General features: G+C 52.3%; 11 protein-coding genes. All 11 read left to right on the forward strand.

Annotated features, from left to right (window positions below):
• The first annotated feature begins 107 nt into the window (after positions 1-107).
• The 11 genes from cpsG (at position 108) to IAE50_RS13515 (ending at position 13,998) form a co-directional block, all read left to right on the forward strand.
• Entirely contained in the window at positions 108-1,478 is a 1,371-nt protein-coding gene (gene cpsG, locus IAE50_RS13465; RefSeq protein ID WP_139568106.1) for a colanic acid biosynthesis phosphomannomutase CpsG, read from the forward strand.
• 55 nt (positions 1,479-1,533) lie between these two features.
• A complete protein-coding gene (wcaJ, locus tag IAE50_RS13470; RefSeq protein ID WP_023479218.1) occupies positions 1,534-2,928 on the forward strand; it encodes an undecaprenyl-phosphate glucose phosphotransferase in 1,395 nt (464 codons plus the stop codon).
• A 9-nt stretch (positions 2,929-2,937) separates the two neighbouring features.
• Complete coding sequence (wzxC, locus tag IAE50_RS13475) at positions 2,938-4,416, forward strand: colanic acid undecaprenyl disphosphate flippase WzxC (RefSeq protein ID WP_200580465.1); 1,479 nt, start codon at positions 2,938-2,940, stop codon at positions 4,414-4,416.
• Between the two features lie 32 nt (positions 4,417-4,448).
• Complete coding sequence (gene wcaK / locus IAE50_RS13480; protein WP_200580466.1) at positions 4,449-5,729, forward strand: colanic acid biosynthesis pyruvyl transferase WcaK; 1,281 nt, start codon at positions 4,449-4,451, stop codon at positions 5,727-5,729.
• Positions 5,726-6,946: a colanic acid biosynthesis glycosyltransferase WcaL gene (gene wcaL, locus IAE50_RS13485; protein ID WP_200580467.1), complete on the forward strand. Its 1,221-nt coding sequence runs from the start codon at positions 5,726-5,728 to the stop codon at positions 6,944-6,946. The genes wcaK and wcaL overlap by 4 nt, the downstream gene beginning before the upstream one ends.
• Before the next feature lie 11 nt (positions 6,947-6,957).
• On the forward strand, positions 6,958-8,373 hold the full coding sequence (gene wcaM / locus IAE50_RS13490) for a colanic acid biosynthesis protein WcaM (protein WP_200580468.1): 1,416 nt from the start codon (positions 6,958-6,960) through the stop codon (positions 8,371-8,373).
• A 177-nt stretch (positions 8,374-8,550) separates the two neighbouring features.
• The gene (gene galF, locus IAE50_RS13495; protein ID WP_094420942.1) at positions 8,551-9,444 is read left to right on the forward strand and encodes a GalU regulator GalF; all 894 of its coding nucleotides are present in this window, start codon (positions 8,551-8,553) and stop codon (positions 9,442-9,444) included.
• 400 nt (positions 9,445-9,844) lie between these two features.
• The gene (gene rfbB / locus IAE50_RS13500) at positions 9,845-10,933 is read left to right on the forward strand and encodes a dTDP-glucose 4,6-dehydratase (protein ID WP_200580469.1); all 1,089 of its coding nucleotides are present in this window, start codon (positions 9,845-9,847) and stop codon (positions 10,931-10,933) included.
• Entirely contained in the window at positions 10,930-11,829 is a 900-nt protein-coding gene (rfbD, locus tag IAE50_RS13505) for a dTDP-4-dehydrorhamnose reductase (protein ID WP_139568098.1), read from the forward strand. Before rfbB ends, rfbD begins: the two co-directional genes overlap by 4 nt.
• 21 nt (positions 11,830-11,850) lie before the next feature.
• Positions 11,851-12,732, forward strand: a complete 882-nt coding sequence (gene rfbA / locus IAE50_RS13510; protein ID WP_139568097.1) for a glucose-1-phosphate thymidylyltransferase RfbA — start codon at positions 11,851-11,853, stop codon at positions 12,730-12,732.
• Between the two features lie 3 nt (positions 12,733-12,735).
• Positions 12,736-13,998 carry a flippase gene (locus IAE50_RS13515; protein ID WP_200133844.1) on the forward strand — a complete coding sequence of 421 codons (1,263 nt, stop codon included), beginning with the start codon at positions 12,736-12,738 and terminating at the stop codon, positions 13,996-13,998.
• The last annotated feature ends 6 nt before the right edge of the window (positions 13,999-14,004 follow it).

The following is a 14,004-nucleotide window of genomic DNA, read 5'->3' on the forward strand; positions in this document are numbered from 1 at the left end:
CGCCCGTTGCCGGCCCGCCGCGCGCGGGTTCGGCCAGAACAACTATTGATAACATTTATGTGGCCAGTTGCGGTCAAGGCTGACTGTTGCCTGAAGAAGAGGTAATGATGGAAAAATTAACCTGTTTTAAAGCTTACGATATTCGCGGAAAGCTGGGCGAAGAACTCAATGAAGATATAGCCTGGCGTATTGGCCGCGCCTACGGGGAGTACCTGAAGCCGCAGACCATTGTGCTCGGCGGTGATGTGCGTCAGACCAGCGAAGCGCTGAAGCTGGCGTTAGCCAAAGGCTTGCAGGACGCGGGCGTTGATGTGCTGGATATCGGCCTGTCAGGTACCGAAGAGATCTATTTCGCCACCTTCCATCTCGGCGTTGACGGCGGTATTGAAGTGACCGCCAGCCACAACCCGATGGATTATAACGGCATGAAACTGGTGCGCAAAGGCGCGCGCCCCATCAGCGGCGACACTGGCCTGCGTGACGTGCAGCGTCTGGCAGAAGCCAACGACTTCCCGCCGGTTAACCCGGATAAACGCGGCAGCTACAAGCAAATCTCCCTGCGCGATGACTATATCGACCATCTGCTCGGCTACATCAACACCGCTAACCTCAAACCGCTGAAACTGGTGATCAACTCCGGTAACGGCGCCGCAGGTCCGGTGATCGACGCCATTGAAGCACGTTTCAAGGCGCTGAATGTGCCGGTGAGCTTTATCAAAGTGCACAACGAGCCGGATGGCACCTTCCCGCATGGTATTCCTAACCCGCTGCTGCCGGAGTGCCGCGACGATACCCGCAACGCGGTGATTGAGCATCAGGCGGATATGGGCATCGCCTTTGACGGTGACTTCGACCGCTGCTTCCTGTTCGACGATAAGGGCCAGTTTATTGAGGGCTACTACATTGTTGGCCTGCTGGCAGAAGCGTTCCTCGAAAAACACCCGGGCGCGAAAATCATTCACGATCCGCGTCTCTCCTGGAACACCGTTGATGTGGTTGGCCGCGCAGGCGGTACGCCGGTGATGTCAAAAACCGGCCACGCTTTCATCAAAGAGCGCATGCGCGAAGAGGACGCCATTTACGGCGGCGAGATGAGCGCGCACCACTACTTCCGCGATTTCGCCTACTGCGACAGCGGCATGATCCCGTGGCTGCTGGTTACTGAGCTACTGTGCCTGAAAGGCAAAACCCTGGCCGAGCTGGTGGGCGATCGCATGGTGGCCTTCCCGGCGAGCGGCGAGATCAACAGCAAGCTGGCCGATCCGGTTAGCGCCATCAAACGCGTTGAAGATCGCTACGCGCCGGACGCGCTGGAGGTGGATTACACCGACGGCATCAGCATCGCCTTTGCCGACTGGCGCTTTAACCTGCGCTCCTCCAATACCGAGCCGGTGGTGCGTCTGAATGTCGAATCCCGACACGACGTGGCGTTGATGGAGGCGCGAACGCAGGAAATTCTGGCGCTGTTGAATCAGTAACTCTTAGTCGTTCTCCTCCCCATGAGGGGAGGAGGGCAAACAGGCAGGTACAACGATGACAAATCTAAAAAAGCGCGACCGGGCCAAAACGAATGCATCGTTAATCTCTATCGTGCAGCGATTCTCAGACATCACCATTATGTTCGCTGGGTTGTGGCTGGTGTGCAAAGTCAATGCGTTGCCATTTTTCTACATGCATCTGCTGATGGCGCTGACCACGCTGGTTGTATTCCAGATGATCGGCGGCATGACCGATTTCTACCGCTCCTGGCGCGGCGTCAGAATGATGACCGAACTGACGCTGCTGTTGCAGAACTGGACGCTAAGTATCATCTTCAGCGCCGGTTTGATGTCGTTCAACACAGACTTTGATAACACCTTCTCGCTCTATTTCACCTGGTATCTGTTAACCAGCCTCGGCCTGATGTTTAGCCGGGCGGTGATCCGCTTCGGTGCTGGCTGGCTGCGTAATCTTGGGTATAACACCCGTCGCGTTGCCGTGGCGGGCGATATGCCGATGGGGCAGGCGCTGCTCGACGGTTTTCGCAACGAGCCGTGGCTGGGCTTCGATGTGGTCGGGGTCTATTACGATCCGAAACCGGGCGGCATTGATACCGGCTGGGCGGGCAACCTCGAACAACTGGTTGAAGATGCCCGCAGCGGCAAGATCCATAACGTCTACATTGCAATGTCGATGAATGACGCCGTCTGCATCAAAAAACTGGTGCGCGATCTCGCGGATACCACCTGTTCGGTGATCCTGATCCCGGATGTCTTCACCTTCAACATCCTGCATTCACGCATTGAAGAGGTGAATGGCGTGCCGATTGTGCCGCTGTATGACACGCCGCTCTCCGGGGTCAACCGCATCCTGAAACGCCTGGAAGACATTGTGCTCTCGTCGCTGATTCTGCTGCTGATTTCGCCGGTGCTGCTGGCTATCTCCGTGGCGGTGAAGATGAGTTCGCCAGGGCCGATCATTTTCCGCCAGACGCGCTACGGCATGGATGGTAAGCCGATCAAAGTGTGGAAGTTCCGCTCAATGAAGGTGATGGAGAATGACAAAGTAGTGACTCAGGCGACGCAGAACGATCCGCGTGTCACCAAAGTGGGCAGCTTCCTGCGCCGCACCTCCCTTGATGAGCTGCCGCAGTTTATCAATGTGCTCACCGGCGGGATGTCGATTGTTGGCCCGCGTCCGCATGCGGTGGCGCATAACGAGCAGTATCGTGCGCTGATTGAGGGCTACATGCTGCGTCATAAAGTGAAACCGGGCATTACCGGCTGGGCGCAGATTAACGGCTGGCGCGGCGAGACCGACACGCTGGAAAAAATGGAAAAACGCATTGAGTTCGATCTGGAGTACATCCGCGAATGGAGCCTGTGGTTCGATATCAAGATCGTTTTTCTGACCATCTTTAAAGGCTTTGTGAACAAAGCGGCGTATTAAGGAAAGGTCATGAGCCTGAGAGAAAAAACCATCAGCGGAGCAAAGTGGTCAGCCATGGCCACTCTGACCATTATCGGTCTGGGGCTGGTGCAGATGACGGTGCTGGCACGCATTATCGATAATCACCAGTTCGGTCTGCTGACCGTCTCGCTGGTGATTATCGCGCTGGCGGATACGCTGTCGGATTTTGGTATCGCTAACTCGATTATTCAGCGCAAAGAGATCAGTCACCTCGAGCTGACCACGCTTTACTGGCTCAACGTCGGGCTGGGGATTGTGGTCTGCATCGCGGTCTTCTCCTTAAGCAACATGATTGCTGACGTGCTGAACAACCCGGATCTGGCACCGCTGATCAAAACCCTGTCGGTGGCGTTTGTGGTGATCCCGCACGGGCAACAGTTCCGCGCGCTGATGCAAAAAGAGCTGGAGTTCAACAAGATTGGCGCGATTGAAACCCTGTCGGTGATGGCGGGCTTCAGCTTTACGGTGATCAGCGCCTTCTTCTGGCCGCTGGCGATGACCGCGATCCTCGGTTATCTGGTCAACAGCGCCGTGCGTACGCTGCTGTTCGGCTACTTTGGCCGCAAGATCTACCGCCCCGGTCTGCACTTCTCCCTTGCTTCCGTCAGCTCCAACCTGCGTTTTGGCGCGTGGCTGACCGCAGACAGCATCATCAACTACGTGAACACTAACCTCTCCACGCTGGTGTTGGCGCGTATCCTCGGTGCGAGCGTCGCCGGGGGTTACAACCTTGCCTACAACGTGGCGGTAGTGCCGCCGATGAAGCTCAACCCGATCATTACCCGCGTGCTCTTCCCGGCGTTCGCCAAGATCCAGGATGACACCGAGAAGCTGCGCCTGAACTTCTACAAGCTGCTGTCGGTGGTGGGGATTATCAACTTCCCAATCCTGCTCGGGCTGATGGTGGTGTCGAATAACTTTGTGCCGCTGGTGTTTGGCGAGAAGTGGAACAGCATCATTCCGATCCTGCAACTGCTGTGCATCGTTGGTCTGCTGCGCGCGGTCGGTAACCCGATCGGTTCGCTGCTGATGGCGAAAGCAAGAGTCGATATCAGCTTTAAATTCAACGTCTTTAAAACGTTTCTCTTTATTCCGGCGATCATTATTGGCGGCCATATGGCTGGTGCGCTGGGCGTTACGCTTGGCTTCCTGCTGGTGCAGATTATCAACACCATTCTGAGCTACTTCGTGATGATTAAACCGGTGCTCGGCTCGAGCTACCGCCAGTACATCCTCAGCCTGTGGCTGCCGTTCTACCTGTCGCTGCCGACGCTGGTGGTCAGTTATGGCCTCGGCCTGGCGCTGAACGGCCATCTGCCGCTTGCCGCCATGCTGGCGATTCAGGTTGCTGCGGGTGCCATCGCCTTCGCCATTATGCTGATTTTGTCGCGTAACTCGCTGGTGGTGGAGATGAAGCGTCAGTTTTGCCGCAACGAGAAATTGAAAACACTGCTTCGCGCAGGATAAGAAACCTTATTGAACCCCTTTATGAGGTCGTTATGAAATTATTGATCCTTGGCAATCACACATGCGGCAACCGTGGTGACAGCGCAATTTTACGTGGATTGTTGGACGCTATTGCCCGCCTGAATCCTGAGGCGGAAGTGGATGTAATGAGCCGCTATCCGGTCAGCTCCTCCTGGTTACTCAATCGCCCGGTGATGGGCGACCCGCTCTACAGCCAGATGAAAGCGCATAACAACGCCGCTGGCCTGATGGGGCGTGTGAAGAAAGTGCTGCGCCGTCGCTACCAGCACCAGGTGCTGCTCTCCCGCGTGACCGATACCGGCAAACTGCGCAATATCGCCATCGCTCAGGGGTTTACCGATTTTGTGCGCCGTCTGGCGGATTACGATGCGATTATCCAGGTTGGCGGCTCTTTCTTTGTCGATCTCTACGGTGTGCCGCAGTTTGAACATGCGCTCTGCACCTTTATGGCGAAAAAGCCGCTGTATATGATTGGTCACAGCGTCGGGCCCTTCCAGAACGACGACTTCAACAAGCTGGCAAACTACGTCTTCGGCCATTGCGATGCGCTGATCCTGCGCGAGCATGTCAGCCTCAATCTGATGAAGCAGAGCGGCATCACCACCGATAAAGTGGAGCAGGGCGTCGATACCGCCTGGCTGGTGGATCACCATCAGGAGGATTTCACCGCCAGCTATGCCGTTCAGCACTGGCTGGACCTGGCGGCAAAAGAGAAGACCGTTGCCATTACCCTGCGTGAACTGGCGCCATTTGATAAACGTCTTGGCACCACCCAGCAGGCGTATGAAAAGGCCTTTGCGGATGTCGTCAACCGCGTGATTGACGCAGGCTATCAGGTGATTGCGCTCTCTACCTGTACCGGTATCGACAGCTATAACAAAGATGACCGTATGGTGGCGCTTAACCTGCGCCAGCATATTCAGGATCCTTCCCGCTACCACGTGGTGATGGATGAGCTGAACGATCTGGAGATGGGCAAAATCCTCGCCGCGTGCGATTTAACCATCGGCACGCGCCTGCACTCAGCGATCATCTCCATGAACTTCGGCACGCCTGCCATTGCCATTAACTACGAACACAAGTCAGCGGGGATCATGCAGCAGCTCGGCATGCCGGAGATGGCGGTGGATATTCGCCATCTGCTTGACGGTTCGCTGGCGTCAATGGCGGCAGATACGCTGGGCCAGCTACCGGCGATCAACGCACGGCTGGCAATGGCGGTGGCGGCCGAGCGCGAGCAGGGCATCAAGATGGTGCAATCGGTGCTCGAGCGCGTGCAGGGGGTGAAATGAAAGTCGGCTTCTTTTTGCTGAAATTTCCTCTCTCGTCCGAAACGTTTGTGCTCAACCAGATTGTTGCCTTTATCAATATGGGATTTGAGGTTGAGATCGTCGCCCTGCACAAGGGCGATATGAACAATACTCACGCCGCTTACACTGAATATAAGCTGGCGGAGAAGACGCACTGGCTGCTGGCGGAGCCGGAAGGGAAACTGGCGAAGCTGGGCTATCGCGGGCAGGCCATCGCCCGCGGCATGTTTAAGCCGTCGACCTGGAAAGCGCTCAACCTCTCCCGTTACGGTGATGAGTCGCGCAACCTGATCCTGCCGGCGATTTGTGGTCTGGCGCCGCAAACTTTTACCGCAGATGTTTTTATCGCCCACTTTGGCCCGGCGGGCGTTACTGCGGCGAAACTGCGCGAACTTGGCGTGCTGAAAGGCAAGATAGCCACCGTCTTTCACGGGATCGATATCTCGCACCGCGATGTGCTTACGCACTACACCCCGGAGTATCAGCAGCTCTTTAAGCGCGGTGATTTGATGCTGCCGATAAGTGATCTGTGGGCCGGGCGACTGCTCACCATGGGCTGTCCGCAGAATAAGATTGCCGTTTCGCGTATGGGCGTCGATATGACGCGCTTTAGCCTGCGCGAGGTGAAATCGCCTGGCCGTCCATTGCAAATTATCTCTGTTGCGCGTTTAACGGAGAAAAAGGGGCTGCACGTCGCCATCGAAGCCTGCCGCTTGTTGAAAGCGCGCGGTGTGGCTTTCAAATACCGCATCCTGGGCATCGGCCCCTGGGAGCGCCGTCTGCGCACCCTGATCGAGCAGTTCCAGCTTGAGGATGTGATTGAGATGCCCGGCTTTAAGCCAAGCCATGAAGTAAAAGCGCTGCTTGATGAGGCGGATGTCTTTCTACTCCCCTCCATTACCGGCACCGATGGCGATATGGAAGGTATCCCGGTCGCGCTGATGGAGGCGATGGCCGTTGGCATCCCCGTGGTCTCGACCGTTCACAGCGGTATTCCGGAACTGATCGACGCCGGACGATCCGGCTGGCTGGTGCCGGAAAACGACGCCGAAGCGCTGGCTGAACGTCTGGCCTCCTTTGGTCAGATGGCGAGTGAGGAGCTTACGCCGGTGGTGACCCGCGCCCGGGAGAAAGTTGAAACGGACTTTAATCAAACGATTATCAACCAGCAACTGGCCAGTCTGCTGCAAACGCTTTGATGAGAGGCTTTATGACTGCGAAACGACGCTCAACCGCGCTGACGCGCCGATCCTTCCTGACCGCCAGCTCCGCGCTGGCGGCGCTTCCCTTGCTGCATATGCCTGCCGCGCGCGCCCTTGGGCGCAGTGACACGGTAAAGTTAAGCGATTACAACCACAATGACTGGCCGGCTGCGCTCAATAAGGCCTTTGCCGACGCGCAGACGGTGGAGGTTCCTGCCGGGCTGGTGTGCGAAAACATCAATACCGGTATTTTCATTCCCGCCGGGAAAACGCTGCTGGTGCGCGGGGCGTTAAAAGGCAGCGGACGCGGGCGTCTTGTCCTACAAGATGGCAGTAAGGTTATCGGCGAGCAGGGCGGCAGCCTCTATAACGTTATGCTGGATGTACGCGGCTCAGACTGCACCATTAAAGGTGTCAGCATGAGTGGTTATGGCCCGGTAATGCAGATCTATATTGGCGGTAAAGAGAAGCGCGTGATGCGCAATCTGGTGATTGATAACATCAACATCAGCAAAGCTAACTACGGCATTTTACGCCAGGGCTTCCATAACCAGCTGGATGGCGCGCGCATTACCCATAGCCGTTTTAGCGATCTGCAGGGCGATGCCATTGAGTGGAACGTGGCAATCAATGACCGCAATATCCTTATCTCCGATCATGTGATCGACAATATTAACTGCACCAACGGCAAAATTAACTGGGGGATTGGCATCGGGTTAGCGGGCAGCACCTATGACAATAACTACCCGGAAGATCAGTCGGTGAAAAACTTTGTCGTGGCAAATATCACCGGCAGTAATTGCCGCCAGCTGGTACACGTGGAAAACGGTAAACATTTTGTTATTCGCAATATCAAAGCGAAAAACATTACGCCAGATTTCAGTAAAAAAGCGGGGATTGATAACGCCACGGTGGCTATTTATGGCTGTGATAATTTCGTTATCGATAATGTCACCATGGAAAATAGTGCCGGCATGCTGATTGGTTACGGCGTGATCAAAGGCGATTATTTATCCATCCCGCAAAATTTCAAACTTAACGATATTCAGCAGGATAACAGCAGCAGTAAATATAAGCTGCGCGGTATCCAGGTCTCCTCCGGTAACGCGACCTCGTTTGTCGCCATCACCAACATCAAGATGCAGCAGGCTACCCTTGAGCTGCACAATAAACCGCAGCACCTCTTCTTGCGCAATATTCACATTACGCAGGATGCGTCCGTAGGTCCGGCGCTGAAGCTCAACTTCGACCTGCGCAAAGATGTGCGCGGTCGTTTTACGGCGAAAAATGAGACCCTGCTGTCGATGGCGAATATTCACGCAGTAAATGAGAAGGGACAAAGCTCCGTTGATATCGATCGTGTCGATCAGCACACCGTAAATGTCGAAAATTTAAACTTCCGCTTACCCGCTAAACGGTCATAAGCCTCTTTTGAGGCTTTTGCGAGGAATCCTGGAGATTAAACCGGGGCGTTAGGATTACATCTGTTGTCATGAGGGAGCATCACTCGTCGCCATTTTCATACCTGTTTGCCATGAACGCACTGGCGAAAACAGGTCAAGGGTTTATAATTCATCAATAATTTATAGGTGGAAGAAATAATGGTTAATTTAAAGGCAGTTATTCCGGTAGCCGGACTTGGGATGCATATGCTTCCCGCTACAAAAGCGATTCCAAAAGAGATGCTGCCGATTGTCGACAAGCCGATGATTCAATACATTGTCGACGAGATTGTCGCCGCGGGGATCAAAGAGATTGTTCTGGTCACCCACTCGTCAAAAAACGCGGTAGAAAACCACTTCGACACCTCCTACGAGCTTGAAGCGCTGCTTGAACAGCGCGTTAAGCGCCAGCTGCTGGCGGAAGTGCAGTCCATCTGCCCGCCGGGCGTTACTATCATGAACGTGCGTCAGGCGCAGCCGCTGGGCCTTGGCCACTCCATTCTCTGCGCGCGTCCGATTGTGGGTGACAATCCGTTTATCGTCGTCCTGCCAGATATCGTGCTGGACACGGCAACTGCCGATCCGCTGCGTTACAACCTCGCCGCAATGGTGGCGCGTTTTGGCGAAACCGGCCGCAGCCAGGTGCTGGCAAAACGTATGAAGGGCGATCTCTCTGAGTACTCGGTTATCCAGACCAAAGAGCCGCTGGACAGCGAAGGCAAGGTAAGCCGCATCGTGCAGTTTATTGAGAAGCCGGACCAGCCGCAGACGCTGGATTCCGATCTGATGGCAGTAGGGCGCTATGTGCTCTCTGCGGATATCTGGGCGGAGCTGGAAAACACCGAGCCGGGTGCCTGGGGACGTATTCAGCTGACTGATGCTATCGCCCGTCTGGCGGAGAAACAGTCCGTTGATGCCATGCTGATGACCGGCGATAGCTACGATTGCGGTAAGAAGATGGGTTACATGCAGGCGTTTGTGAACTATGGCCTGCGCAACCTGAAAGAAGGTCAGAAATTCCGCGATAGTATTCAGAAATTGCTGGCGCAATAATCAAATAAATTAATCCGGTGCTTTATGCCTGATTAACAGGGCAGTAAAGAGTGACGTTGAGAGAGTTTGCTCTCAGGTTATTCTTACTGCCTTTTTTTGTTTCTATCTAAAAATAAACAATTAAAAAAGGTAGTTATGTGGATTTTTTAAGCTTTTAGTCTACAGATTTTCCCTTGTTTCTATGGCTGTTTCAGCGGAGAATAGCCGCTTAGCATTTTGTGCCCAGCGCAGCGGGAATGACGCGTGTGTAGGGCCCTGACAATAATTAATGTTGACTGTCCCACACAGCGTTCGGGTAGCTGAAAGCCTGGGGCGGTAGCGTGCCTTTTATTTGCTCACGCTTCTTCCATTACCCGCCGATCGCGTTCTAAACATTGCAAAGCAAGTACGGATAATTCTCGTGAAAATACTGGTCACCGGTGGTGCAGGCTTTATTGGCTCTGCAGTTGTGCGTCATATTGTTAATAACACTCAGGATCATGTGGTTAATGTTGATAAATTAACCTATGCCGGAAATCTGCAATCATTAGCAGAAGTTGATAAGAGCGCCCGTTATGCGTTTGAGCATGCAGACATCTGTGATGGCGCAGCGATGGCGCGTATTTTCGCTGAACATCAACCTGATGCAGTGATGCACCTGGCCGCAGAGAGCCATGTAGACCGTTCCATTACCGGCCCGGCCGCCTTTATCGAAACCAATATTATGGGTACTTACGTTCTGCTCGAAGCAGCCCGTCAATATTGGGCGCAACTGGATGAGGTACGTAAAGCCGCGTTTCGCTTCCACCACATCTCGACTGACGAGGTTTATGGCGATCTGCCGCATCCGGATGAAGTTGCCGCTGGCGAAGCGCTGCCGCTTTTCACCGAAACCACCGCCTACGCACCGAGCAGCCCTTACTCTGCTTCCAAAGCCTCTAGCGACCATCTGGTGCGCGCATGGCGCAGGACCTATGGCTTCCCTACCATTGTGACGAACTGCTCTAACAATTACGGTCCATTCCACTTCCCTGAAAAACTGATTCCGCTGGTGATCCTCAACGCGCTTGAAGGTAAGCCGCTGCCAATTTATGGCAAAGGCGACCAGATCCGTGACTGGCTTTATGTGGAGGATCATGCCCGTGCGCTCTATACGGTAGTGACCGAGGGTCTTGCGGGTGAAACCTATAACATCGGTGGCCATAACGAAAAACAGAACCTTGATGTGGTACACACCATCTGCGATCTGCTTGACGAAATCGTGCCGAAAGCCAGTTCCTACCGCGATCAGATTACCTATGTAACTGACCGTCCGGGCCACGATCGCCGTTACGCGATTGACGCAGATAAAATCAGCCGCGAACTAGGCTGGAAGCCGCAGGAAACCTTTGAAAGCGGTATTCGTAAAACGGTTGAGTGGTATTTAGCCAATACCGCATGGGTTGAAAATGTGAAGAGCGGTGCTTACCAGTCCTGGATCGAGCAAAACTACGGGGAACGCAGCCAATGAATATTCTGCTGTTTGGCAAAAACGGACAAGTTGGCTGGGAACTTCAACGCGCCCTTGCACCCCTTGGCAATGTCACTGCGCTGGATTTCCAGTCAAAAGAGTATTGCGGCGACTTCTCTAATCCAGAAGGTGTGGCTGAGACGGTCCGCCGTATCAAGCCCGATGTGATCGTCAATGCTGCTGCTCATACGGCAGTTGATAAAGCAGAGTCTGAAGTCGAGTTTGCTTCGCTGCTTAACGCGAAAAGTGTCGAGGCGATTGCTCGAGAAGCGGCAAAGATCGATGCGTGGGTTGTACACTACTCAACGGATTACGTTTTTCCCGGCAACGGTGATAAGCCGTGGGTTGAAACGGATAGCACCGCGCCCCTGAACGTCTACGGTCAAACAAAACTGGATGGTGAAAACGCGCTGCGTGCAAATTGCCCGAAGCATCTGATTTTTCGCACCAGCTGGGTCTATGCCGGTAAAGGCAACAACTTCGCAAAAACAATGCTTAATCTGGCGAAAACGCGTCAGGAACTTTCCATTATCAACGATCAGTTCGGTGCTCCGACGGGCGCCGAACTGCTTGCTGACTGCACCGCGCATGCTATTCGCACTGCGCTGACGGATCCACAAGTAGCGGGTCTGTATCATCTGGTCGCAGGCGGTGAGACGTGCTGGCACGACTATGCCGCACTGGTTTTCGCTGAAGCCCGTGAAGCAGGCATCGAGCTCGCTCTCACAAAATTAAACCCTGTAGCGACCGAGAGTTTCCCAACGCCCGCGAAACGACCGCACAATTCAAGGCTGAATACCGAGAAGTTTCAGCGCACTTTTGGCCTGGTTCTCCCGCACTGGGAACAGGGCGTAAAAAGAATGTTGGCAGAGTTGTTCACTACAACAGCTCTTTAACTCATTGTTTGAGATAGCGAAATGAAAACACGGAAAGGTATTATTCTGGCAGGTGGTTCTGGTACACGTCTTTATCCGGTCACCATGGCTGTCAGTAAGCAATTGCTGCCAATTTACGACAAACCGATGATTTACTACCCGCTCTCCACCCTGATGCTGGCGGGCATTCGCGATGTGCTGATTATCAGTACGCCGCAAGATACGCCCCGCTTTGAACAGCTGCTGGGTGACGGTAGCCAGTGGGGCTTGAACCTGCAATATAAAGTGCAGCCGAGCCCGGATGGGCTTGCGCAGGCATTTATTATTGGCGAAGAGTTTATTGGCAACGATGCTTGTGCGTTGGTACTTGGCGATAATATTTTTTACGGACACGATCTGCCGAAACTCCTGGAGAGCGCGGTTAATCAGGAAAGTGGCGCAACGGTGTTCGCTTACCACGTTAACGATCCCGAACGCTATGGCGTGGTGGAGTTTAACTCTGAAGGCACCGCTATCAGCCTGGAAGAGAAGCCGACAGAACCGAAAAGTAACTATGCTGTCACCGGTCTCTACTTCTATGATAATGACGTCGTTGAGATGGCAAAAAGCCTGAAACCTTCGGCGCGTGGCGAACTTGAAATTACCGATATCAACCGTCTTTATTTAGAGCAGGGCAGGTTGTCAGTTGCGATGATGGGCCGTGGTTATGCGTGGCTGGATACCGGAACGCATCAAAGCCTGATTGAGGCCAGCAACTTCATTGCGACGATTGAAGAACGTCAGGGCCTAAAAGTTTCTTGCCCTGAAGAGATCGCTTTTCGCCAGGGATTTATTGATGAGAATAAATTGAGAGAACTGGCCGCTCCGCTTAATAAAAATAACTACGGCAAGTATTTAATGAAATTAGCGAATAAAAAAGTATAGTCTATGTTGATAAAAAATGCTCTGATAAGGAATAGCACATTTAACCTTGCCGGATATGTTATACCAACTCTGATTGCTATTCCTGCTTTGGGTTTTATTGCAAGAGCGCTAGGTCCTGAGTTGTTTGGTATATATACACTTGCAATGGCGCTAGTAGGTTATGCCAGTATTTTTGATTTTGGGCTAACCAGGGCTATTATCCGCGAGATAGCGCTATATAAAGATGATCAAAATGAAAAAAACAGAATAATCTCGACGTCGACATTGTTTCTGGCCGGCATAAGTGTATTTCTGTCTTTGTTAATTTATTTTAAAATTGATACGGTTATTGCTTTTATTAACGTATCTGACAGTTATAAAGTAGATGCAAAGCACGCGCTTGAAATATTATTATTCGCTATTCCCTTATTTATCCTCAATCAGCTATGGGTTTCAATACTTGAGGGTGAAGAAAAGTTTGGCGTATTAAATATTCAGAAAACCATATCAAACACCTTTATAGTAGGGTTGCCTGCGGTTTTAGTATATTACAATGTCAGCCTTGTCTCTGCTGTCTCAGGTTTGATTGCTGGTAGGTTCATTTCATTTGTAATATCTTTCCTGGTATTACGAAAAGATATAGTTGCAGCGGGCCTGGCTTTTCATCCAAAAGTATTTAAACGTCTGGTCTATTTTGGTGGCTGGATGACTGTAAGTAATATAATAAGCCCAATGATGGTTTATTTTGACCGTTTTATTATATCTTACATTTTGGGTGCGAAGAACGTAGGCTACTATACCGCGCCTGCTGAAATCATTTCGCGGATGAGTATTGTACCCACTTCCATTTCAAGAGCGGTATTCCCAAGGTTAAGTGGTTTATCAGATATAGCTAAGTTTAAAAAAGAACTTAAATTCTCGTATTTGATAATGGCTTTAATCTGTGTTCCCTTAGTAGCATTTTGCTTGATTTTCTCTGGGAAGATAATGTATTACTGGTTAGGGCCCCAATATTTTATAAAATCTTCTGAAATATTTTTTATTCTGTTAACGGGCTTTTTGTTCAATTCATTAGCGCAGATCCCGTTTTCAGCTATTCAGTCGCTAGGAAAATCTAAAATAACAGCATTATTACATTGCGCTGAAGTTATCCCATACTTTCTCGTTCTGTACGCACTCACAAGTCATTACGGATTGATTGGTACAGCATACGCATGGTCCATCAGAGTCATAATCGATTTTTTTGCTTTGTTTTTTATTTCTGCAATGTTAAATAAAAGACATTGATACACA

Source organism: Kosakonia sp. S42 (assembly GCF_016624785.1).
GTDB classification, from domain to species: domain Bacteria; phylum Pseudomonadota; class Gammaproteobacteria; order Enterobacterales; family Enterobacteriaceae; genus Kosakonia; species Kosakonia cowanii.